This is a genomic window from Chitinophaga sp. 22308 (assembly GCF_052045305.1).
GTDB classification, from domain to species: domain Bacteria; phylum Bacteroidota; class Bacteroidia; order Chitinophagales; family Chitinophagaceae; genus Chitinophaga; species Chitinophaga varians_A.
Genome location: NZ_JBQEOP010000004.1, coordinates 720,258 through 743,750, shown reverse-complemented (window position 1 = coordinate 743,750; position 23,493 = coordinate 720,258). Strand labels below are relative to the sequence as shown.

Genomic DNA, 23,493 nt, shown 5'->3' with positions numbered 1-23,493 from the left:
TCAGGCGAATAGTAAAAGTATTCACTAATCTGCAAAGGTAAACAAAAGTACAATGGTAAAAATTCCGCCATATCTGAAAAAAGGCGATCTGATTGGAGTGATGTGCCCCAGCAGCAAAATGGAACTACAGGCGGCTGAATATGCTGCCGGCGTGTTGTCATCCTGGGGATACCGGGTACATCTGGGCATTACCGTGGGTACCAGCTTTCACAATTTTTCCGCACCGGACGAACTTCGGCTGGAGGAGCTGCAGGACATGCTGGACGATCCGGAAATTAAAGCGGTCGTGTTCGGACGTGGTGGTTATGGCATGGTGTGTATCCTTGACAAACTTGATTTCACCCGCTTCCGCAAGCACCCTAAATGGCTCTGTGGCTACAGCGATGTGACCACCCTCCATGCGCATATCCATGAACGTTACGGTATTCCTACCATTCATTCCATGATGTGCAGCGGCATTACGCCTGAAACAATTGATAATGAATATGTAAACAGCCTCGCCGCTGTGCTGAAAGGCAAATCATACCGCTATACTACGCCCTCGCATACACTAAACCGCGAAGGCAGCGCTTCCGGCCTGCTGGTAGGTGGCAACCTGTCCCTGCTGGCCAATGTTTCCGGCAGCAAATCGCAGATCGATACCAAAGATAAAATCCTCGTCCTCGAAGATATCGGAGAATACCGCTATAATATCGACAGGATGATGTACAACCTCAAACGTGCCGGGTGGCTCGACAAGCTCGCCGGGCTGGTAGTAGGCTCCTTCACGGACGGCAAGGAAACCACTACTCCTTTTGGCCAGACGGAATATGAAATTATTCACAATATGGTGAAAGAATATGACTATCCCGTTTGTTTCGGCTTCCCCTGCGGACACCAGCCGGAGAACTATGCCCTGAAACTGGGCGTGAAACACGATCTGAAGGTAGGGGAACTCCGCTCCACTTTGGTTTGCAAATGATTTACCACAAAGAACAGGTCATAAAAAAAGCACCCGGCGAGGGTGCTTTTTCTTTTATTTGATCACAATTATTTAATCTTCTACATCCGGAACAATCTCCAGGCCGTAATCTTCTGCAGTGAGGATACCTGCGGCACGGGTGTTTTCCAGCACTTCCGCATTGACGGTCAGCTCGTGAACAGTGGTGAGGTTGTGCAGGTAATCTTTACCATATAACTTACCGGCGAGGCCTCCAGGCACGTCCATCAGGTATTTGAGCACTTCCAGCACGATGTGCATGCCGGTGGCGCCGTGTGTGGCGCCCAGTGCGCCCGCGTCGAAGTTGCGGTATTCTTCTGTCAGGTCCAGTGCGCAACGGTAGGTGGCAGACCTGCCGCCATCGGGCAACGGCATATTAAAACCGCCGTACCAGGCTTGCCAGTTATGTACTTCGCCGATCACCAGCGGGAGTTCATGTTTCACACAGGCATCGTTGAGCAGCAGATGTGTAGGCAGATGCTGGGAACAATCGATCACCAGGTCGAAGCCGGGCAGCAGCAGCGCGATATTTTCGGGCTTGGCCTGTACCAGCATCGGGTAATGTTTGGTGTAAGGATTGACCGCCCAGAGCCTGCTGGCGGCCATTTTCGCTTTATGTTTGCGGATATCCTGCATCTGGTAGACAGGCTGACGGTGCATATCTTCATCGTTGATCACGCCATAGTCTGCAATGCCTATCACGCCAACACCGCTGGCGCTGAGGTACTGCAATACCGGGCTGCCAAGGCCGCCGGCGCCAACTACCAGTACACGGGCGTTTTTCAGTTTTTCCTGCATATCGATGCCTACGCCGGGCACTGCGATAGGATGTTTAAAATGCTGCAGTTCTTTTTCACTTAATGTCATACGCTGGATCTTTTATCTATTCCTGTGGAAACTCCAGGGTGAACTTACTGCCTTTCCCAAGGGTGCTTTCCACTTTTATTTTTCCTTTGTGGGCATCTACGATCGCCTTTACATAGGTGAGGCCGAGGCCGAAACCTTTTACGTTGTGTACGTTGCCGGTGTGGGCACGGTAGAATTTTTCAAAGATACGGGAAATAGTATCCCGGCTCATACCAATACCGTTATCTGTGAAGATGATAAACAGGCTTTTGCGGGTATTGTAGGTCTGTATTTTGACTTCCAGGTCCTCTTTTGAATATTTGATGGCATTGTCCAGCAGGTTGAACACCACGTTCGAGAAATGCACGTCATCTGCCATGATCACCGGGTTGATGGCGTCCAGCTGAAGGTCTACCACGCCGTTTTTGGCGGCCAGCTGCAGCTGCAGGTTGTCGGTGGTGTTGCGGATCACCTGGTGTACGTCCATGGCCTGTAGTTTCAGGCCTATTTCATCTTTTTCCAACAGTGCCGATTGCAGGATGCTTTCCACCTGTTTGTTCATCCTTTTGTTTTCTTCCTTGATGATGCCAGAGAAATAGCGGATTTTTTCGGTATTGCTCATCACTTTTTCATTGCCGATGGCGTCGATGGCCAGAGAGATAGTGGCCAGCGGTGTTTTCAGCTCATGCGTCATGTTATTGATGAAGTCCGATTTTATTTCCGAGAGTTTTTTCTGGTTCAGCAGGGTGCGGACGGTCAGGGCGAAGGCGGTGACGATGATGAGGGTGAACAGGATGCTGCCGGTGATCATCAGGCCCAGTTGCCGGGCAATGGAATCGTCCGATGGCATGATGATCATGAGGCTTTCCGTTTGCGGGCTGAGGTTGAGCATATCTTCCAGCGGCATATAGGTCACCTGGTAGCGTTTCCGTTCGCTGACGCTGTCTTTTTCATTTTCCCGGTAAGCCCGTTCAAAATTGGCGGAATGCAGTTTGAGCTGGGAACCGATACCTTCAATAGGCGCGAGGATGGCAAATTCAAAACGGGTAGAATCGAGGTGGTTTTTCCTCATTTTGGACTGTATGAGCTCCCGCAATTGCTGCGGATTGTAGATATCGCTCATGGCGGGCACGTAAGCCACGGGCCGGTCCATGTCCAGCGAAAATCCTTTGGTGACGGCCGGGTCCTTTTTGTTGTTGAGGCGGAACATGATGTAGGTCTGCCTGGTGCTCAGCATGTCACGTTGTACGTCAGTGATCATGTTGATGGACCGTTCCACCAGTTGTTCCTTTTTGATGGCGATGGCGTTTTTGATCCAGCTCACCTGGATATAGATAATGCCCAGGAGAGACAAGGTGATCAGGACGACGATTACAGGGAAAATTTTCTTTAGTGGTATCATGCAAATCTGGTCAGGCCTTAAATATACTTAACCTGACATATTAAAAATTGTTAAAAAAGATATTTGCTATAGCAACTATGATACAAAATTAAATAGTTACAAAGGTCGCGAGGTGTCTTAACATCAATACAATATTACTTTAACGTAATTTTAACGGGGGATGTCTGATTTTATTAATGCGACTTTCCTTACCTTTGCTTTACAGAATTGGTACTAAATTTGATTAGTAACATTCTATAACAAAGTAATTAAACTTTCTACATACATCGACGTGGATTCGTTCCATAAGCGATTTAGATTTTGGTTGATAAAATGGTAAGGAGGTTTTCTAGCCTCCTTTTTTATTTCCTTCTTTTTCAATGAGTTTTTGTTACCCTTCCTAACCGTTTCCTTTTTCCTGCTTATTTCTTTCCTGCTTTGTAATCAATTAATTAAATTTGGTTAGAGATCAAAACGTATGTATATGGTTAGTCTGGCGCCCGGTATTTTGCTTATAGCCGATCCTTTTCTGAAAGATCCCAATTTTGCACGTACGGTGATTTTTGTGTGTGAAAATGACGAAAAGGGCAGTTTCGGCTTCGTTATCAACAGGTTATTTGACCAGACCCTCGACGCGTTGATCCCTGATGTCATTTATCCGGGTATTCCGGTACATTATGGCGGCCCTGTGCAGGTGGACACGATACATTTTTTACATCAGATGCCTGACCAGATCCCGGGCGGGATGCAGGTGGTGCCAGGGGTATATTGGGGCGGCCGGTTTGACGATGTGGTGGAGTTATTGAACAAAGGGGCGCTGGACCTGCAGAAGATCAAGTTTTTCATTGGTTATTCCGGCTGGACGGCCGGTCAGCTGGAGGAGGAGTTGCGGGAGAAGTCGTGGATACCTTCTGAGAGCACCCCAGCGTTGGTGTTTGACCCGCGGGAGCAGCAAATATGGCAGCAGGCGTTGAGAAATCTTGGCAGTAATTTCGCCATGATGGCAAATTTTCCCATTGATCCTTCCTTAAATTAAATTTTCTAATATTCTGAAAGCGAAGCAGATGTGCTTTGGTGAGGGTTATTTGTGCAAAAATGAACAAAAAGGAATGACTTTTTTTGCAACAAATTAAATATCTTGCTAAAGTAACAACACAAAATAACCCGTTATAGATCAGGTAACGAACAACCGATAGAATACACCTATGAAGGCTACCTATGAAAAACATTGCACCTTCAGAGAAGACGCCCGAATTTACCTGAGACAACGATAGGAAGAAACAGATCACACATAACAAGCGCATTATTCATTAGGTAATATACACAGCCTGTGAAAGGGCTGCTCATGGATGTACGTGCATAACTGCGGTCCGACAGCGATGTGGGGCCCTGCAGGGATGTATTGTACAGAAGTGGGATAGCGGAAATCCCGGGGAGGTAATCTTACCCGACTAACGGGTCTTCTAAGATTGGAATAGTTAGGACAAAACGAAGGCCGGGTAATCTTACCCGGCCTGTCCGTTAAATGATATGTACTAACTGGTAGTATTTATTTTTCTACTGCCACCGCACCTTCTACGAGCACAGTAGCCTTGTTGCGCAGCACTTCCACGAAGCCGCCGGAGATTGTATAGAATTCGCTGTGGTTTTTATCTTTCAGCACTTTCATTTTACCATTTCCGAGCGCTGCGATTAAGGGCGCATGTTTATCCAGTATTTCAAAAGAACCATCAATGCCTGGCAACTGTACGCCGTACACTTCGCCTGCATATAATTTTCTTTCTGGTGTTAATACTTCTAATAGCATGTTATGATCGTGAATGGTGATTAAATGGCCCCGGAGGACCATTCGGATTAGTTATTAGCTGCTTCCAGTAATTTCTTACCTTTTTCGATAGCCTGATCGATATTACCTACGAGGTTGAAGGCTGCTTCAGGATATTCATCCACTTCACCGTCCATGATCATGTTAAAGCCACGGATAGTTTCTTCAATCGGTACCAGTACACCTTTCAGACCGGTAAACTGTTCTGCCACGTGGAAAGGCTGTGACAGGAAACGTTGCACACGACGGGCGCGGGAAACGGTCAGTTTATCTTCGTCGCTCAGCTCGTCCAGACCGAGGATGGCGATGATGTCCTGTAATTCTTTATAGCGCTGCAGGATTTGCTTCACACGTTGAGCACAGTTGTAGTGTGCTTCACCCACGATGGCCGGGGTGAGGATACGGGAAGTGGAATCCAGCGGGCTTACCGCAGGATAGATACCAAGGTCGGAGATTTTACGGTCCAATACGGTGGTAGCATCCAGGTGGGAGAAGGTTGTAGCCGGAGCAGGGTCGGTCAAGTCATCCGCAGGTACATATACCGCCTGTACGGAGGTAATTGAACCGTTTTTGGTAGAGGTGATACGTTCCTGCATCAGACCCATTTCAGTAGCCAGGGTTGGCTGGTAACCCACCGCTGAAGGCATACGGCCTAACAGTGCGGACACTTCGGAACCTGCCTGGGTGAAACGGAAGATGTTATCAACGAAGAACAGGATATCACGGCCGCCACCTGCAGAGCCATCACCATCACGGAAGTATTCCGCCAGGGTCAGACCGGACAGGGCCACACGTGCACGGGCTCCGGGAGGTTCGTTCATCTGACCGAACACGAAGGTAGCCTGAGACTGCTTCAGTAATTCTTTATCTACAGCGGTTACGTCCCAGTCACCATGTTCCATGGATTCTTTGAACTTGTCGCCATATTTTACGATGTTAGCTTCGATCATTTCACGCATCAGGTCATTACCTTCACGGGTACGTTCACCCACACCGGCAAACACGGACAGACCTTCATAACCTTTTGCGATGTTGTTGATCAGCTCCTGGATCAATACGGTTTTACCTACACCCGCACCACCGAACAGACCGATTTTACCACCTTTTGCATAAGGCTCGATCAGGTCGATTACCTTAATACCGGTGAACAGTACTTCTGTATCAGTAGCCAGATCTTCAAATTTAGGCGGCTGGCGGTGGATGGGATAACCATTGTCAGTTGCGATATCACCCAGACCGTCGATAGCCTCACCTACCACATTGAACAAACGTCCTTTCACCTGGTCGCCAATTGGCATTTTGATCGGCGCACCTTTGTCCACCACGGCCATTCCGCGAACCATACCGTCAGTAGAGTCCATTGCCACGCAACGTACACTGTCTTCACCCAGGTGCTGTTGTACTTCCAATACTACTTTCTGACCATTTTCGCGGGTAATTTCCAATGCGTTGTAGATTTCGGGCAATTTGTCATCAAAGTGCACGTCCACCACGGGACCGATAATTTGTTTGATCTTACCTGTGTTAGGCATATTTTTAAAGAGGTTTATAAAATACTAAAAAGTTATTTCCTCAAAAACTGTTGCGCTGCAACGGTTTCTAAAATTTGGCGCAAAGGTAATAGTTAATGGGGGAAAATCAAAAAGCTATTAAGGAAAAAAAACCTTTTTAGTCCTCAATTGACGCGATGTTTTCAGTTGCTAACAGCTAAATTCCTGTACAGTCAACGCGGAATCTATCAAATATAGATTTTTCAACATTTATAACTTACCGTCCCATTCTTCTTTCCATCCTTCCTCCGTTCATATAAAAATAATACGCTTTTCTTTTATCGCTGATTATTTTTAGCGATTCCTCACATATATCTGACTATAATATGAAGAAAATGAACAATGAACTGTCACGCCGCTCCTTTCTGGGCAACCTGTCCAAAGCGGGACTGCTGGGCGTAACCGGCCTGTCGCCCCTGGCTGCCGGCGCCGCACGTAAAACCAACACCACGACCACCACCACCGATGAGCCCGCACATGCCTTCCTTTGCAAACCCTACCTGCAAATGCCCGCCCCTGACACCATCGCGGTCATGTGGCTCACCTCCCGCCCCTGCTATAGCTGGGTGGAATACGGCACAGACGGCCAGCTCAACCAGAAAGCCCATCACGTAACAAAAGGACTGGTAGACGCCAACAACCGCCTCCACCGCATAGAACTGGCCCATCTTCAACCAGGCAAACAATACAGCTATCGCGTGCTTTCCAAAGAAATCACTGATTTCCAGCCATACAAGCTCACCTACGGCAATACGCTCACCAGCGACACTTACACCTTCACTGCGCCTGATACGCAGGCCAGGGAAGTGTCCTGGCTCATGCTCAACGATATTCACGACAGGCCAAAGTCCATCCCTCATCTGATGGGACTGAACGGCAACGATCCCTATGATTTTGTGTTCTTTAACGGCGATATGTTCGATTATCAATCCAATGAACAACAGATCATCGACCACCTGCTGTCACCCTGTGGCGACACTTTTTCCACACAAAAACCTTTCATGTATGTAAGAGGTAACCACGAAACCCGCGGCAAATACGCCCGCGAATGGCATCAGTACTTCGATAACCCCGACCATGGCAGCTATTTCGCCTTCACCTGGGGACCGGTACACACCATTGTGCTGGACACCGGAGAAGACAAGGAAGACAGCGCCCCCGTATATGCCGGCATCGCCGATTTTGACGGTTACCGTGAAGAACAGGCCCGCTGGCTGGAAAAACAACTGCAAAGCCCTGCCTACAAAAAAGCCAAACATAAAGTCGTGCTGATGCACATCCCCCATTATCATGGTGGCGACTGGCACGGTGCCTCCCATTGCCGGCAGCTCTTCGGCCCGCTGTTCAACAAATACAAGATAGACATCCTCGTATGCGGGCATACGCATACCTATGGCGTACATGCGCCTGTTGCCGGTCAGCACAATTATCCGCTGATCATTGGCGGAGGCCCCCAGGAAGGCAAGCGTACGCTCATTAAAATAAAAGCGGACCAGAAACAGCTGACACTTACCATGTTGCGCGACGACGGGACTAAAGTGGGCGAGTATACGGTTTAGTTATTTTTTATTTAGCTATTTTTTCATTTTGAGTGAAGCCTGGCCTCCTTTAAATGAAAAATAGCTAAATGAAAAATAATCTGCTGTTGCTATTCTGCTTTTACCATTGTCAGCACTTTCAGTAGCAACCAGGCGCCCAGCGCAGCCAGAGAAATGCCTGCCATCAGCAATACGTAATACTTGACAGTCCATTCCAGTGCTGTTTTGACACGGGAATAAAAAGGAATACCTCTCTCAGCCGCTCCTTCATACATGCTGAACTGTATCGTGCAAAACTCGTTTTCCTCATCGAAGTTGCCCAGTTCCACGCCCAGTTCCTGCAACTGCCGTTCTACCTCTGCTATCTTTTCGTGTAGCAGTATACGTTCGTCTATTTTTCCCTGTTGAGAAGTGAGGCCATTCAGCGATGCCAGGTTCTTTTCAAGAGAAACCTTGCTGGCATTAAGTTTCCGGTACTCATTGGTTTTGTCTACTTTGGTGATGCTGGTAGATTTGATAGTCCCAATTTTTTGAATGGCATAATAACAGGAATCGAATTTCTCCGGCGCCACGCCGATCATCAGCCGCAGGTCGCGGTTGCCTTTGTTGCCCGACTCCTGCTGATACTGGATAACCGCTCCAAACCGGCGGATGGTGCCGTGCAGCTGTTTTTCATCTTCGGTAAAACTGGTGGAGCGCGACTGTACGTAAGCCACTTTCTCATATTTCTGGCCGGACACTATTGGAGCTGCCTCCCCCTTCATGATTTTTTTCTCGGAGGCATAGTTTTTCTGTTGCACCTGTGACAGGAAACTTTCGCTCTGACCCGTATTATCGCTGCTGCGGGACTGCGTATAGCCGTATAGCAGGCGCAGCAGGAACATGGCCAGAAAAACAAGCACGAGCCAGGTAAAAATTCGTTTATACTTCAACGTTGGTAAAACAGGCATTGTACATATAGGTTTTTGGGTTAGGAAAATGTATTCAAAAAATGCGATAAGGGGCTGTTGGCATTTAAACAAATCTCACATTATGAAAATTATTCACAAAGCAATAATACACAATTCCTAAAACATTGTACCAGTATAACTTAGATCAAGGTAAATAAATTGGAATCATTTTTGCCTGATAGTAGTCGTAACGCTCTATCTACAGCAAAAAAGCGTTATAAAAATTTTAACAATTTTGTTTAACATTTTGCCTTAATGACTAACTGCATTTAGACCGCGTTTGAAACACCAATTGACACCTTAAAAGTAGCAGATCATTGAAGTATAAACCGGAACAAACAAAAGCAAGCCATTGAATCTCCGCAAAGTCTAATAACAGCGAAACCAATCAGGACTAAAAAACAGGAGTATGAACAGATTATTTAAAAACACAGGATTATCTCTTTTACTTATATCCTTCTTTTTGGGTAGTTGTGCTACTACCTATTCTGCCTACAGCCCGGGGCCACAGGTACAGGTGGGCGCTTCCATCTCTTTTTATGATGAATTGAGCCCTTATGGCCGCTGGACAAGCTATCCCGGCTACAACCAGGTATGGATACCGAATGCAGGACCGGATTTTCGCCCTTATTATACCGGCGGGCACTGGGTTTATTCCGACTACGGATGGACCTGGATGTCTGACTATTCCTGGGGATGGGCCGCCTTCCACTACGGCCGCTGGATGTATGACGGCATGTATGGATGGATGTGGATACCCGGCACCGAATGGGGTCCGGCATGGGTAGACTGGAGAAGTGGAGGAGACTACTACGGATGGGCGCCGATGGGCCCTTCAGCTTACAATATGCCAACTTCCTACTGGGCTTTCGTTCCCAGAAGATATATCGGCAGCCGGCAGATCAACAATTACTATATCAATAACAGCCGTAACGTAACGATCATCAACAATACCACTATCATCAACAACAACTATAATGGTACCCGTGACAACTACGGTGGCGGAGGACGAATTTCCAGAGGACCGGACGTACGGGAAGTGGAACGTTATACCGGCAACACGGTAAGACCTGTAAGAGTAGCCAATACCGACAGGCCCGGCGCAGGCAGGATACAAAACAACCAGTTGCAGATTTTCCGTCCGGATGCCAATGCACTTAACAGAGGAGACGCCAGCCGGCCTTCCCGCAGTGTGTTAAACAATAACGGCAATAACGGTAACAGCAATATCAACAACGGCAACAACAATGGCGGCCGCGTGTCCCGCGAACCGAATTTCAACAACAATAACAACAATAATAACAGCAACATCAATAACGGTAATAATAACAATGGGGGACGTATATCCCGCGAGCCGAATTTCAACAATAATAACAACAACAATAACAATAACAACAGCAACAGCGTCAATCAGCCTGGATACAACCGCCCTTCAAGAGGAGTGACACCAGGCAACAATAATAATCCGCAGCAGATGCAACGTGACCAGCAATGGCAGCAACAGCAGCAACAGCAGCAACAACAACAGCAACAGCGGATACAACGTGACCAACAGATGCAACGCGACCAGCAATGGCAGCAGCAGCAACAGCGTCAACAGCAACAGCAGATAGAACAACAGCAACGTATGCAGCGTGACCAGCAAGTACAACAGATGCGTCAGCAACAACAACAGCAGCAGCAGCAGCAACAGGAGCAACAGCAAAGGATGCAGCGTGATCAGCAAATGAGGCAACAGCAACAACAAATGGAACAACAGCAACGCATGCAGCGCGAACAGCAACAACAACAAATGCGTCAACAACAACAGCAGCAACAGCAACAGGAAAGAATACAACGCCAGCAGCAACAACAGCAGCAGGAGATGCAAAGGCAACAACAGCAACAACAGCAGCAACAACAATCCCGTCCATCCCGTGGAGAATCCGGTGGTGGCGGCGACGGCGGAGAAAGAGTCAGAAGAGGCTAGCTGAGATTGTAAACGAAACGATAAATCTGATTTTTAATATTGAGAAAGGTTTCACCATCATGGGTGGAACCTTTCTGCATTAAGCGCAGTTCCAAAAGTGGATAGCCTTCGTGATAGGGAGGTTGGTAATAGGGCTGCTCAAAAGCCAGGTAGCCCAGTCTTTCATAAAAAACGACGCGGCGCTTTGCCTGCTCTGTCAGCGGAGGCTCTACTTCGAGTACCAGGTTACCGAAGCGTTTTTCCAGTTCTTCCATAATATGGGTACCGATGCCACCGCCTCTGGCAGCGGCATGGATGGCCAGGTATTCTACAAAAGTATAGTCCGGCAAAGGCCAGTAACATACAAACCCGGCAAATTCCCCGTCCTTTTCCAGCTGCAGTATCTTCAGCTTACCACTGCCCAGCAATGACAACACCACCGGCCAGTCCCTTCTTTCTTCGTAGGGAAATGCTTCTTCATACAGCTCTTTTATTGCCTGTCCGGGGATATCTACCTGTTGTAAAGTAATCATGCGCCAAAGTTAAGGATTCTTCGGCGGAGAGGGCACACACTCAAAGGGATCAGGATTGTTGGCCGGTGCGGGTTTGCCCACAGCCCAGCAGAAGTTCATGGCCTGGCTGGTAACACTTACCAGTTTGAGGCTAACCTTGCTGCCCTTGCGGCTGTTGGAAGCCGCTACGCTGCGCTCACTCTTTTCGGGGATATTATTGATGGTGTATTGTTCTGTTTTGAATACCTCGTCGTTATTGCGCATATACTGCACCGTTACCACTACATTGTCTATCGGGTATTCTGTTTGGTTACGGACAACGATGCTGAGGTTTTTGATGCCGCCCAGGAAACCGGTGCGGTAGTCGCTGGCAGCAACCGTGATGAACTGTTGCCAGTTGCGGCGGTAATACGCCCGTCTCTCTACAAACTGGCCTGCCACGCGTTGCTGAACGGCCTGCCGGTCATCTATCTGACGGCTTACATTGTTGCTTTGTTCCAGGCTTTTGCGCAGGTCGCGGTTTTCATTCCATAACCGCTGGTTTTCCGTAAGAACCCGGCGGACTTCCGTCTGCTGCCGGCAGTAGCCCAGTGCGAGAATAATGGTGAAGATACAGAGTATAAGAGGGAGGATATAGTTTCGCTTCATAAGATATCAGCAGAAAAAATAATGCCAACGGCTGTTTTTCTTATTTTTGCGCAAATTTTCATAAATAGTATCCATGGAATTGATTTTAGTTGACAATGCCCAAAAAGCGGCGGAGTTTCTAGCAGTACACATCAGGCTAAACAAGGACGTACCTGGATGGATCAGACCACTGGACAAGGATATTGAAGCTGTTTTTGACCCTGAGAAGAACAAAGCGTTCCGTCATGGGGAGTGTGCCCGGTGGATCATGAAAGACAAACAGGGAAACCTGACCGGCAGAGTGGCCGCCTTTGTAAATAAGAAGTACACCAATAAAGGGGATAAAGTGAAGGTAGGCGGAATGGGCTTCTTTGACTGTATTGACCAACAGGAGGCAGCCAACCTGTTATTTGACACCGCCAAAAAGTGGTTACAGGAAAGAGGAATGGAGGCCATGGACGGCCCTATCAACTTTGGAGAGCGTAACAACTGGTGGGGGTTACTGACCGAAGGTTACCACGAACCCCTGTATGGCATGAATTTTAATCCGCCATATTATGTCCGCCTGTTTGAAACTTACGGTTTCCGGCTGTTCTTCAACCAGATCTGCTACGATATGCATATCTACGGCGAACTGGCGGACAAATTCTACACCCGCCACGCTGCCGTTAGCCGGGACCCTGATTATTCCGCGCGACATATTAGAAAGAACCAGCTGGAGAAATTCGCACAAGACTTCAGTATTATCTATAATAAAGCCTGGGCCCAGCATGCCGGTGGTAAAGAAATGAGCAAAGGGCAGGCACTGAGCCTTTTCAATCAGATGAAGCCCCTGATGGATGAAAAGGTTGCCTGGTTTGCCTATTATAAAGATGAACCTATAGCCATGTGGCTTAATCTGCCCGACCTGAATCAGTATATAAAACACATGAACGGGAAAATGGACTTATGGGGAAAACTGATCTTTCTGTGGATGAAACTAACCAAACAATGCCACAAGATAGTAGGCATTATTTTCGGCATTGTGCCAGAGTTTCAGGGCAAGGGAGTGGACGCCTATATCATTTTGGAAGGCGCAAAAGTAATACAGCGCAAAAGCATGCCTTACAACCAGTATGAAATGCAATGGATCGGCGATTTCAACCCTCGTATGCTGAATGTGGCGACCAGCCTGGGCGCTGAGCCTTCCAGGATACTGACCACCTACCGCTGTATGTTTGATCCTAACGTACCGGTGGAAAGACATCCGATCTTAAAATAACTGTTATACGTTAAAACAGCATAGCCCGGCTTTCTTCAGACAGCCGGGCTTTTTTGTTCTGAAAAACCTGCATGACAACTTTATCTGTTCCTGTCACGTTATAAATGGCCACTGTATGGTCTTTACAGGATACCATATCAATATCCGATACCGCAGGGCCAGGCAATTAATCCCTGAATATTGGTTATATTTAAATCCCTTTTGCAACGGCTATCGTATTTTAACCTGATGTTTTGTTATGACCAACTTATATCCTGCAAGTCCGGGGATTAAAGATCCCGCGGTCTTTCAGCCCACGACAGCGTTTAGGCTACAGATAGTAAAGGTGATCGGCTTTATATTGCTCTTTTTTCTGTTGTATGCAATTGTTTTACTGACAGCTATAACGCTGGGTGCGGCTTTCATAACAGCCGGCATTGCACTAACCGGCTATTATCCCAATATCTTCACGTTTATTGCCGGTCCCGCATTGGCAATACTGGGCGGTCTGATGTTGTTTCTCCTTGTGCGGTTTCTTTTTTACCGGCGCCCTCCGGTAAATCCTTATCGTGCCCCGATAGAAGCGCATCACCATCCCAGGTTATTTGATTTTATCTCCCGGCTGGTCAAAGACACGCGTATCCGTTTTCCGGAGCAGGTGTTTGTAGTGCCGGAAGTGAACGTTGCGGTTTTTTACAATGCCAGCTTTTTCAATTTGTTATGGCCTGCGCGGATGAACCTGGAAATAGGACTGGGATTGGTGAACAGCGTTAATATCAGCGAGTTTAAGATGATACTGGCGCAGGAGTTTGCACATTTTTCCAGGCGCAGCATGAAACTGGGCAGTTATGTGTATGCCCTGAACAAGGTACTGTACAATATGCTGTACGAAAATGACAGCTGGAACGATCTGGCCATACGGTGGAGCAGCCATGGCAGCCTGCCCGCATTTTTCGCTCATGTGACCCTCATGCTGGTCAACAGTATACAATTTTTGTTGCGCAAACTGTATCGCCTGATCAACCGGCAATACCTTGAGCTCAGCCGGGAGATGGAGTTTCATGCCGATACGCTGGCCGTGTCGCTGGCGGGCACAGCTGCCGCTATCAGCGGCGGGCGGCGCATAGAGATGGGCACCTATTGCCTGGACCACTGTATGCATAAGCTGTCTGAACTGGAAGCCAGCGGGCAGCAGTTCAGCAACATTTTCCAGACACACCGCGCCGTGATCGACTATTATGCCCGGCAGAACAGGCTGGACACGGATGCAGCAGGGTTGCCGGTCATCCCCGACAGTTACTTTCATACTTTCCTGAAGAGCCGGGTACAGCTGCGGGAACAATGGACCACCCATCCCACCCGGGAAGACCGGGAACAACGTTATCTTGCCGCCGGCATTACCTGCGAGCAGGTCAATACCAGCGCCTGGCAATTATTTGATGACCCCGAGCTGTTGCAGGAACAAAGCACCCGGCAGGTGTACGATGTCCTGTCACCGGGATTTACCGGCGAAATGATCACACCTGCTGAATTTGTAGCAGAGCTGACCCACCGGCACCAGTTATACGAATATCCCGCCGCTTTCCATGATTATTATGATAACCGGGCGTTTACCGCTATTAATACGGAGGATGAACAGTCCCTCTCTGCGTCTGTTGCCACCAACATGGCACAGTTATACCATCCGGACATCGTATGGCGGATCAGGAGCTACTACCGGGACAAGCAGGATGTGGAAACATTGCAGGCCATTGCCATCGGGCAGTTCCAGACCCGCACTTTTGAATTTGACGGACAATCCCGCAAAGCCTCCGATGCCAGAGAACTGGCCCGGCAACTGGCCCGGCACGTAGCCGCCGAACAGGACTGGCTGCAGCAGCACGACCGGCAGGCTTACGGCTATCATTATCAGCGTGCCCTGGCCAAAGGGCCGGATACCGTCCGGTTACTGACCACGCAATACCAGCAGATCCTGATGCACCAGGAGTTTGCCAACCGGCTGAACGACCAGGTGGTGCGGGTTATCCATGCCATCAGCCAGGTTTTTAATGCCAGTCACGATACCCTGGCCCTGCTGATGCCCTGGATGGAAGAGTTGCGAGCTGAATGCTGGCGGTTCCGGCGGTTGCTGCATGAAGTCACCTCTTCGCCCGGGCATACCAGCTGCCTTTCGCCGGAGCTGTATGACAGGGTACAGCTGTTTACCATGCAGGACTGTATTTTCATGCAGGACCAGGTGCCTGATTATGCCGCCCTGCAGGAGCTGCACGAAATCATTTCCTCGGTAATGGAGCAGTACAATAACAGCAATGTCCTGTTGCGGAAATCTTTCCTGGAATTTTTGTTGACCATGGAGCCGGAAGCCTGAGCCGAAAGCCGCGCCGGTGGCTTCCATTTTTCTCTTACTGAATTTGTGCGTATTTTCGGCGCTCGCGAAAGCGTTGCAGTCATATGGAGAATTTTATCGTTTCAGCCCGTAAATACCGTCCACAGAACTTTTCAACAGTTGTAGGACAAGCACATATCACCACCACGCTCAAGAATGCCATCCGCAATAACCAGCTGGCGCACGCTTTTCTGTTCTGCGGACCCCGTGGAGTAGGGAAGACCACCTGTGCCCGTATCCTGGCTAAAACCATTAACTGCGAGAACCTGCAGCCCGATGGGGAAGCCTGTAACGAATGCCATTCCTGCAAATCCTTCAATGAAGGCAGTTCCTTCAACATTCACGAGCTGGATGCCGCCTCCAACAACTCGGTAGACGATATCCGGACGCTGGTGGAGCAGGTACGTTTTTCCCCACAGGCCGGCAAATACAAGATCTATATTATAGATGAGGTGCACATGCTGAGCTCATCTGCCTTCAACGCGTTCCTTAAAACACTGGAGGAGCCACCTTCCTACGCGATCTTTATTCTCGCCACCACAGAGAAACATAAGATATTACCGACCATCCTGAGCCGGTGCCAGATATTCGATTTCAAGCGGATCACCATACAGGACACCGTAGACCACCTGAAAGAGATCTGTGACAAAGAACATATCCAGGCTGACGCTGATGCCCTTCACCTGGTAGCGCAGAAAACGGACGGCTGTATGCGTGACTCGCTGAGCACGCTGGACAAAATCGTAAGTTTCACCAGCGGCCACCTTACTTATCAGAATACGCTGGAGCACCTGAACATCCTGGACTATGATTATTTCTTCCGGATCATGGACACCGTGTTGCAGCAGGACGTGGCCACTGCCCTGTTAATATTTGATGAAATTTTACAGAAAGGTTTTGAAGGGGACAACTTCCTGAACGGCTGGGCCGAATTCCTGCGCAACCTGTTGCTCAGCAAAGAAGAGAAAGCTTTTCACCTGGTAGAAGTGTCCGGCAACCTGAAAGACCGTTATAAACAATTATCCGGCAAAATCAGTCCGGCCTACCTTATTACCGCCCTCCACCTGCTCAATGATACGGAGATCAACTACCGGTTGGCCCGTAACAAGCGCCTGCATGTGGAGATGGCGCTGATCAAGCTGTGTTACCTGCAGCAGGCCGTTAGCCTGGTGAGCGATGACAACAACGGGGAGGTGTTAAAAAAAAAGCTGGTAGCTGACGGAACGCCACCACAGCGGCTGAGAGCTCCGGGCGCACAACCTGCCGCTGCCAAACCGGCGACTACAGCCAGCATTGCGGCCCAGTCGCCCGAGACCGCCCGGTTGACCGTAGACAGCACTCCCGCCCCTGCCACCGCTGTGCCCACACAGCCTGTAGCAGGCAATCCCGGTAGCCAGACAGCCAGTCCGGCAGCCGTGCCCGCAGGGAATAATGCAGGCACAGGGAATACACCGGTCCATCAGCCGGTGGCATCCGCACAGACCGCCCCTGTCGCCAACGCAGGAGCTGCCACTACTACATCCGCCGCCAGTCAGGGCACTTCCACAGCAGGCTATGCCACAAGTGGCAGTCAACCTGCCACTGCTACCGCAGGCGCCAAAACAGCCGCACCGGCAAGCAAGCTGACCGGTCTGGCCGCCATGAAAGAAGCGCTGGCCGCCAAACAACAGACCAGTGCGCAGGTGCAGAGCATCCCATTGACAGCCGGCGCGCTCGAAGTTTACTGGGAGGAGTTCATTGACCGGTTCCGTCAGGCCAATAAAATGACCGTGGTGAGCAATCTGGCGCTGGCCGTATTGAAGTTGCTCGGAGCCACCGAAATTGGTATTGTGAGCCGCAATATCGTACAACACCGGTTCATGGAAGAGGAAAAAATGGCTATTTCCGAGTTTTTCAAGCAGAAATTCAATAATCCGACCCTTGTACTGACCCTTCAGCTGGACGAGAGCCAGCAGGTACAGGACATCGGGCCGGCACCTCTTTCCAGCAGGGAGCAGTTCCAGCACATGGCGGAAAAATATCCCCTGGTAAAAGAGTTAAAAGACAGGCTTAATATGGAGCTCGATTTTTAATTGAGATTCACTTATTATATCTTAACGATCATTAGACATTTTTAAACCGTTTAGCATTCCTTCTTTGCGTTTTTGCGCAAAAACATGTAGGTTTGAGCAAAATTTTTAATAAACACTATGGCAGAAGTTATCAGAATGCCCCTCCTGAGTGATACGATGACGGAAGGGGTGATTGCGGAATGGCATAAAAAGGTGGGCGATCAAGTAAAGGCAGACGATGTTATTGCTGAAGTGGAGACGGACAAGGCGACGATGGAAGTAATAGGCTACGTAGAGGGCACATTACTGTACATTGGTGTGGAAAAAGGCAAAGCAGCCAAAGTGAATGGTATTATCGCCATTGTAGGTAAACCAGGCGAAGACTATAAACCTTTGCTGGAAGGTAATTCCGGCGAAACCGCTGCGGCACCTGCCCAGCAAGCGGCCGCTGCACCGGCACCACAAGCTGCACCGGCCGCCGCCGCACCTGCTGCTGATGATGCTGCATTAAAAGAAGCACTGAAAAATGCGACTGTTATCCGTATGCCGCTGCTGAGCGATACGATGACAGAAGGAAAAATAGTTGCCTGGAACAAAAAAGTAGGCGACGTAGTAAAAAGTGACGACGTACTGGCAGAAGTAGAAACCGACAAAGCTACCATGGAAGTGATAGGTTATGCGGACGGAACACTGCTGTATGTTGGCGTTAAAGAAGGAGAAGCTGCCAAAGTAAACGGCATTATCGCTATTGTAGGTAAACCGGGCACTAATGTGGACGTGATCCTCGCCGGCGAAAACGCTGCTCCTGCCAAAGCCGCTCCTGCTGAAGCTGCCGCTCCCGCTGCCACCAGCGCGGCCGCCACGACAGCACCTGCTGCCGCCACCTCCACCGACGGTCGTGTGAAAGCCTCTCCGCTGGCCCGTAAACTGGCTGCTGAGAAAGGTATTGACATCGCCCAGGTAGCTGGTTCCGGTGACAATGGCCGTATCGTGAAAAAAGATGTGGACAACTTCGTTCCATCTGCCGCCCCTGCCGCCAAAACCGGCGCCGCTGCACCATCTGCACCGGCCTTCGTACCTGCCGGCCAGGAAGGTTATACCGATACCCCGCTCTCTCAGATGCGTAAAGTGATCGCCAAACGCCTGAGCGAAAGCAAATTCACCGCTCCTCACTTCTATCTGAAAATAGACGTGAACATGGATAAAGCCATGGACGCCCGTAAAGCCATCAACGAGATGTCCCCGGTAAAAATCTCCTTCAATGACATGGTGATCAAGGCCTGCGCCCTGGCACTGCGTCAGCATCCGGACGTGAACAGTAGCTGGATGGGCGACTTTATCCGTCACAACCAACACGTACATATCGGTTCCGCTGTAGCCATCGAAGACGGCCTCATTGTACCGGTAATCCGTTTTGCAGACCAGAAATCACTGAGCCAGATCGCCGGTGAAGCCAAAGGCCTGTACGACAAAGCCAAAAACAAAAAACTGCAACCGCAGGACTTCAGTGGTAACACCTTCACTGTTTCCAACCTCGGTATGCTCGGCATCGACGAATTCACCGCTATCATCAATCCGCCGGATTCCGCTATCCTCGCTGTAGGTGGCATCAAAGAAACCGCCATCGTTGAAAAAGGCCAGGTGAAAATCGCCAATATCATGAAACTGACCCTCAGCTGCGACCACAGAAGCGTGGATGGAGCCGTAGGCGCCCGTTTCCTGGCTACCCTGAAGACCTACCTGGAAAATCCGGTAACCATGCTGGTGTAGTCACTGACGCGAATTTGTTTATTATGAATAAATATGCCCGAAGCTATGGCTTCGGGCTTTTTTTTCTGGTTCCCAGGGCTGAAGCCCTGGGCTACGATTAGTTTTTCCGGCTTTTTAGACGGAGTCTTTTCTTTATTTATTGGGTTATGTATGAGGAGGAACGGCTGCAGCTTCTTCCGAAGAAGCTGCTGGTCCTGGAAAGAATTCTCCTGTCTCATGAAATGTAAAACCACTTCTCCGGTAAAATTCATTGCATAGTAAAATTCTCCTGAAAGAAGCAGCCGGCCCTTTAACGGGCTTTCCTATCTCCCGGAATATAAAAACATCAGCCGCTGCACGCTCTTTCCTTTTCAAAATACCTTCCGGTGTCATCTCCCCATAGATTTTGTTTCATAAACTTTTGAAAGTTCAAAAACTTGGTGTATTTTTGATTTTCAACAAATCGACCTACATGAACTTAGTGGATGCAAAAGCGCAGTTTATTCAAACCTGGGGATCTCTGGGGGCACAATGGGGTATTAACCGCACCATGGCCCAGATCCATGCGTTGTTGCTGGTGATGCCTGACCCGTTGAGCGCCGATGATATTATGGCGGAGTTGAATATTTCCCGTGGTAATACCAATATGAACGTGCGGGAGTTGATCAACTGGGGACTGGTAGAACGTGTGTTGATTCCGGGTGAGCGAAAAGAGTTTTTCGTAGCAGAAAAAGATATCTGGAAAGTGGCGACTTACATTGCCCGGGAGCGGAAAAAACGAGAACTGGACCCTATCATGAAAGTGCTGTTGCAGCTGCAACAGGCCGAAGGCGATCCCAAAGACAGGGAGTTAAAGGCTTTCAAAGACTCCATTTCCAATATCAACAAGTTTGCCCAGCAAACCGACAGGACTATCAGCGCCTTCATTAAATCGGAAGAGAGCTGGTTTTACAGCAGCCTGCTTAAGCTTATTAAATAAGCTTATTTTTTTGCTGCTATATTTCAATGTTTACTGAAAGTTCTGAATTATAGAAAATAAAAAACATGAAAAACAAGCGCATCATCATAGCCGGTGGCAGTGGATTTATTGGGCATGGCCTCAGCGACTATTTTGGTACCGACAATGACATCGTGATACTGACCCGCCGTCCGCAAGCGGCCAGGGGCCGGGTGCAATACATAGTGTGGGACGGCCGCACCCGCGGGGACTGGGCTGCCGCTCTGGAAGGCGCCGACCTGTTGATCAACCTGACCGGCAAAAGTGTGAACTGCCGTTACCCGTCAGGCTATCTTCAACAGCCGTACAGATGCCACCAGTATCCTCGGCGCCGTAACGCAAACGCTGAAAAAGCCGCCCCGCCTGTGGGTCAACGCCGGCAGCGCCACCATCTACCGGCATGCAGAAGACCGTCCGATGAACGAATTCAACGGCGAAATAGCCAATGACTTCTCCGTACAGGTATGCAAGCGCTGGGAAGCCACCTCTAACGGGATAACGCTGCCGCATACACGTAAGGCTATTCTTCGTATAGGCGTCACCTTGGGATGGCAACCAGGCAGCGTCATGCATCCTTATCTGAACCTCGTGAAATTCGGGCTGGGCGGGTATCAGGGCAGCGGCCGGCAGATGTTCACCTGGGTACATATCACCGACGTATGCCGCATGATCGACTGGCTGTATGAAAATGACACGGCCAGCGGCGTATACAACTGCACCTCTCCCAACCCAATACCCAACCGCACTTTCATGCAGCAGCTGCGTAAAACAGCCGGTCATTTGTTTGGCCTGCCAGCGCCCGCGCCCCTGTTGCGCATCGGCGCCGCCCTTATCGGCACAGAAACGGAACTGTTGCTGAAAAGCAGGTGGGTATTGCCCACCCGGGCCCTGCAGGAAGGTTTTGTTTTTCAATATCCCGACATCAATACCGCCTTCTCCCACATCCTGGCCCATATGCCCCGAAGCGCTTACCACTTGTTTTGAAATTCGTACCTTAGGCATATGGAAACCACCAACGATAAAAAACTTACCGTGGTATTGGGCGCATCGCCTAATCCGGAACGATACAGCTACCTGGCGGTTAACCGGTTGACCGCCCACGGGCATCCGGTCGTAGCTATTGGAAAAAGGGCCGCCACCATCGGAGAAGTGCCAGTCATTACAGACCATCCTCCGCTGGAACAGGTAGACACCGTGACTTTATATATGAACCCGATATTACAAAAGGAGTATTACGACTATATACTGCAGCTACGGCCCCGGCGCATTATTTTTAATCCCGGTACCGAAAATGATGAGCTGGAGGAGTTGGCGCGGCAAAACAACATCGTACCGCAGGAAGCCTGCACACTGGTATTGCTGAGCACCGGACAGTATTAATCCGTTAGCGTACATCTCCCCGAAAAAACTTTTATGAAAGGCTGTTGGCAAATAACTGGCAGCTTTTCGTATATTCGATCTATATAGCCGTTTAACCCCCAATGGACTGATTCCATCTTGTTGACCCAAATAGCTTGGCATTAACTTCATTTGGCTGGCAATATCCCATCTGACACAATTGCATTTTCACCCTTTAATATATATTTTATGCAATGGAGAAGATTTAATGGAGAGGTTATCCACCTTCCGATCAAGGAAGAAGTGCGGCAGGCCATTATCCGGGAAGCTGCCCGGGGCTATCGCCTGAAAGTATGCATAGGCACCGATTCCCAGGTAAAAGGACTGGATACTGAATTTGCTACGGTGATCGTATTCCTGCGGGAAGGTCATGGCGGATTTATGTTTATCCACAATGAAAAAACCAAGGACTGCTATTCCATCAAAGAGCGCATGCTGGTGGAAGTGGCCAAAAGTATTGAGATCGCGTATGAGCTGTGCGACCTGTTTACCGAGTATGACGTAGACATGGAAGTACATGCGGACATCAATACTAATCCCCAGTTCAAAAGCAATCTGGCACTGCGGGAAGCCATGGGTTATATCCTTGGTATGGGCTTCGCCTTTAAAGCCAAGCCGGAGGCCTTCGCCAGCAGCAGCTGCGCCAATAAGATCGTAAATTAAGCAAGGCCCCAACCCTGTCAGTAGTTTGTACCTTCCTCAAATTTTGACGTGTACTGCACGTCGGGTGATTTTCTCCCCCTAATCCAGCCGTTTTAACCGCCTGTTTACATCCATCCGCCCAATAAAAAAGCCTAACGTTATTGAATAAACGTCAGGCCCGGAATGTTTTGTTGTATCACAACTCAGGCGATAGCCCTGAACTGTGCGTTTAATTCTTCGATATAGCCCAGAATAGCGTCGCGGCCGGATTTTTTGACCGTGGAAGTGACGAAATGAGGCGGCAGGAATTCCCAGGTTTCCCGCATTTTGTTCAGGAACGACTTCACGTTGCGGCTTACTTCCGCCTGCGTGCTTTTATCGGCCTTGGTAAACACGAGGCTGAAAGGCACGTTCCATTCGCCCAGCTGGTTTACAAAATCGATATCGATTTTCTGCGGGCTGTGGCGGCTGTCGATCAGCACAAAGATGGTGACCAGGTTGGTCCTTTTGCGCAGGTAGTCTTCGATCATTTTTTCCCATTGTTTGCGCTGGGACATGCTTCTTTTAGCGAAACCGTACCCGGGGAGGTCCACCAGGTACCATTCCTTATTGACCAGAAAATGGTTGATCATCACCGTTTTCCCGGGCGTACCGGAAGTTTTGGCCAGCCTTTCATTATTGGCCAGCACATTGATCAGGGAAGACTTGCCCACATTGGACCGGCCTATGAAAGCATATTCCGGCATATTAGGCGTGGGGCATTTCTCCCAGTCGGGGCTGCTGATCAGATATTCTGCAGATTTAATAATCATGATATTACGTTGTTCCATTAAAAATCCCGCATCTTCCTGTTTGCATTCCTTCAGATGACTTA

Annotated in this window: 22 protein-coding genes; 13 read left to right on the top strand and 9 right to left on the bottom strand. The window is 49.2% G+C overall.

The window, feature by feature from the left end; genetic code table 11:
* Positions 1-52 precede the first annotated feature (52 nt).
* Positions 53-961, top strand: a complete 909-nt coding sequence (locus ACTJJS_RS19110) for a S66 peptidase family protein (RefSeq protein WP_168870093.1) — start codon at positions 53-55, stop codon at positions 959-961.
* A gap of 72 nt (positions 962-1,033) precedes the next feature.
* Here the strand turns inward: ACTJJS_RS19110 and ACTJJS_RS19105 are convergent, their stop codons facing one another.
* Together ACTJJS_RS19105 and ACTJJS_RS19100 are read right to left on the bottom strand one after the other, a co-directional pair.
* Positions 1,034-1,846 (bottom strand): HesA/MoeB/ThiF family protein, encoded by an 813-nt coding sequence (locus ACTJJS_RS19105; protein WP_440664882.1) that lies wholly within the window; start codon positions 1,844-1,846, stop codon positions 1,034-1,036.
* A 16-nt stretch (positions 1,847-1,862) separates the two neighbouring features.
* Positions 1,863-3,227, bottom strand: a complete 1,365-nt coding sequence (locus tag ACTJJS_RS19100; RefSeq protein WP_168870095.1) for a sensor histidine kinase — start codon at positions 3,225-3,227, stop codon at positions 1,863-1,865.
* A 463-nt stretch (positions 3,228-3,690) separates the two neighbouring features.
* Here ACTJJS_RS19100 and ACTJJS_RS19095 point away from each other — a divergent pair, with 463 nt between their 5' ends.
* Positions 3,691-4,242, top strand: a complete 552-nt coding sequence (locus ACTJJS_RS19095; protein ID WP_168870096.1) for a YqgE/AlgH family protein — start codon at positions 3,691-3,693, stop codon at positions 4,240-4,242.
* Between the two features lie 513 nt (positions 4,243-4,755).
* On the opposite strand, the gene atpC is transcribed toward ACTJJS_RS19095, so the two are convergent.
* Together atpC and atpD are read right to left on the bottom strand one after the other, a co-directional pair.
* Positions 4,756-5,013 (bottom strand): ATP synthase F1 subunit epsilon, encoded by a 258-nt coding sequence (gene atpC / locus ACTJJS_RS19090; RefSeq protein ID WP_168870097.1) that lies wholly within the window; start codon positions 5,011-5,013, stop codon positions 4,756-4,758.
* 47 nt (positions 5,014-5,060) lie between these two features.
* Positions 5,061-6,563 (bottom strand): F0F1 ATP synthase subunit beta, encoded by a 1,503-nt coding sequence (gene atpD / locus ACTJJS_RS19085; RefSeq protein WP_168870098.1) that lies wholly within the window; start codon positions 6,561-6,563, stop codon positions 5,061-5,063.
* A gap of 344 nt (positions 6,564-6,907) precedes the next feature.
* On the opposite strand from atpD, the gene ACTJJS_RS19080 reads away from it, so the two are divergent.
* Positions 6,908-8,140: a metallophosphoesterase gene (locus ACTJJS_RS19080; protein WP_440664881.1), complete on the top strand. Its 1,233-nt coding sequence runs from the start codon at positions 6,908-6,910 to the stop codon at positions 8,138-8,140.
* Between the two features lie 89 nt (positions 8,141-8,229).
* Here the strand turns inward: ACTJJS_RS19080 and ACTJJS_RS19075 are convergent, their stop codons facing one another.
* Positions 8,230-9,069 carry a DUF4349 domain-containing protein gene (locus ACTJJS_RS19075; protein ID WP_440664880.1) on the bottom strand — a complete coding sequence of 280 codons (840 nt, stop codon included), beginning with the start codon at positions 9,067-9,069 and terminating at the stop codon, positions 8,230-8,232.
* A gap of 409 nt (positions 9,070-9,478) precedes the next feature.
* Here ACTJJS_RS19075 and ACTJJS_RS19070 point away from each other — a divergent pair, with 409 nt between their 5' ends.
* Positions 9,479-11,038 (top strand): DUF6600 domain-containing protein, encoded by a 1,560-nt coding sequence (locus tag ACTJJS_RS19070; RefSeq protein WP_440664879.1) that lies wholly within the window; start codon positions 9,479-9,481, stop codon positions 11,036-11,038.
* Here the strand turns inward: ACTJJS_RS19070 and ACTJJS_RS19065 are convergent.
* Complete coding sequence (locus ACTJJS_RS19065) at positions 11,035-11,550, bottom strand: GNAT family N-acetyltransferase (protein WP_440664878.1); 516 nt, start codon at positions 11,548-11,550, stop codon at positions 11,035-11,037. The two genes, ACTJJS_RS19070 and ACTJJS_RS19065, sit on opposite strands and share 4 nt — an antisense overlap.
* A 9-nt stretch (positions 11,551-11,559) precedes the next feature.
* The gene (locus tag ACTJJS_RS19060) at positions 11,560-12,177 is read right to left on the bottom strand and encodes a hypothetical protein (protein ID WP_440664877.1); all 618 of its coding nucleotides are present in this window, start codon (positions 12,175-12,177) and stop codon (positions 11,560-11,562) included.
* A gap of 73 nt (positions 12,178-12,250) precedes the next feature.
* Here ACTJJS_RS19060 and ACTJJS_RS19055 point away from each other — a divergent pair, with 73 nt between their 5' ends.
* From ACTJJS_RS19055 to ACTJJS_RS19040, 4 genes are all read left to right on the top strand, one after another.
* Positions 12,251-13,417: a hypothetical protein gene (locus ACTJJS_RS19055; RefSeq protein ID WP_440664876.1), complete on the top strand. Its 1,167-nt coding sequence runs from the start codon at positions 12,251-12,253 to the stop codon at positions 13,415-13,417.
* Between the two features lie 238 nt (positions 13,418-13,655).
* The gene (locus ACTJJS_RS19050) at positions 13,656-15,764 is read left to right on the top strand and encodes a M48 family metalloprotease (protein WP_440664875.1); all 2,109 of its coding nucleotides are present in this window, start codon (positions 13,656-13,658) and stop codon (positions 15,762-15,764) included.
* A gap of 83 nt (positions 15,765-15,847) precedes the next feature.
* Entirely contained in the window at positions 15,848-17,854 is a 2,007-nt protein-coding gene (locus tag ACTJJS_RS19045; protein ID WP_440664874.1) for a DNA polymerase III subunit gamma/tau, read from the top strand.
* Positions 17,855-17,971: 117 nt separating this feature from the next.
* A complete protein-coding gene (locus ACTJJS_RS19040; protein WP_440664873.1) occupies positions 17,972-19,603 on the top strand; it encodes a pyruvate dehydrogenase complex dihydrolipoamide acetyltransferase in 1,632 nt (543 codons plus the stop codon).
* 144 nt (positions 19,604-19,747) lie between these two features.
* Here ACTJJS_RS19040 and ACTJJS_RS19035 read toward each other — a convergent pair whose 3' ends face one another.
* Positions 19,748-19,975 (bottom strand): hypothetical protein, encoded by a 228-nt coding sequence (locus ACTJJS_RS19035; RefSeq protein ID WP_440664872.1) that lies wholly within the window; start codon positions 19,973-19,975, stop codon positions 19,748-19,750.
* Between the two features lie 79 nt (positions 19,976-20,054).
* Here ACTJJS_RS19035 and ACTJJS_RS19030 point away from each other — a divergent pair, with 79 nt between their 5' ends.
* The 5 genes from ACTJJS_RS19030 (at position 20,055) to ACTJJS_RS19010 (ending at position 22,640) form a co-directional block, all read left to right on the top strand.
* Positions 20,055-20,561, top strand: a complete 507-nt coding sequence (locus ACTJJS_RS19030) for a GbsR/MarR family transcriptional regulator (protein WP_168870107.1) — start codon at positions 20,055-20,057, stop codon at positions 20,559-20,561.
* Positions 20,562-20,626: 65 nt separating this feature from the next.
* A complete protein-coding gene (locus ACTJJS_RS19025) occupies positions 20,627-21,028 on the top strand; it encodes a hypothetical protein (RefSeq protein ID WP_440664871.1) in 402 nt (133 codons plus the stop codon).
* Positions 20,997-21,563, top strand: coding sequence for a DUF1731 domain-containing protein (locus tag ACTJJS_RS19020; RefSeq protein WP_440664870.1), 567 nt, complete (start codon positions 20,997-20,999; stop codon positions 21,561-21,563). The genes ACTJJS_RS19025 and ACTJJS_RS19020 overlap by 32 nt, the downstream gene beginning before the upstream one ends.
* Positions 21,564-21,581: 18 nt before the next feature.
* Positions 21,582-21,959 (top strand): CoA-binding protein, encoded by a 378-nt coding sequence (locus ACTJJS_RS19015; protein ID WP_168870109.1) that lies wholly within the window; start codon positions 21,582-21,584, stop codon positions 21,957-21,959.
* A 207-nt stretch (positions 21,960-22,166) separates the two neighbouring features.
* Positions 22,167-22,640 (top strand): ribonuclease H-like YkuK family protein, encoded by a 474-nt coding sequence (locus tag ACTJJS_RS19010; RefSeq protein ID WP_168870110.1) that lies wholly within the window; start codon positions 22,167-22,169, stop codon positions 22,638-22,640.
* A gap of 182 nt (positions 22,641-22,822) precedes the next feature.
* Here the strand turns inward: ACTJJS_RS19010 and yihA are convergent, their stop codons facing one another.
* Positions 22,823-23,431 carry a ribosome biogenesis GTP-binding protein YihA/YsxC gene (gene yihA, locus ACTJJS_RS19005; RefSeq protein ID WP_247654844.1) on the bottom strand — a complete coding sequence of 203 codons (609 nt, stop codon included), beginning with the start codon at positions 23,429-23,431 and terminating at the stop codon, positions 22,823-22,825.
* Positions 23,432-23,493 lie beyond the last annotated feature (62 nt).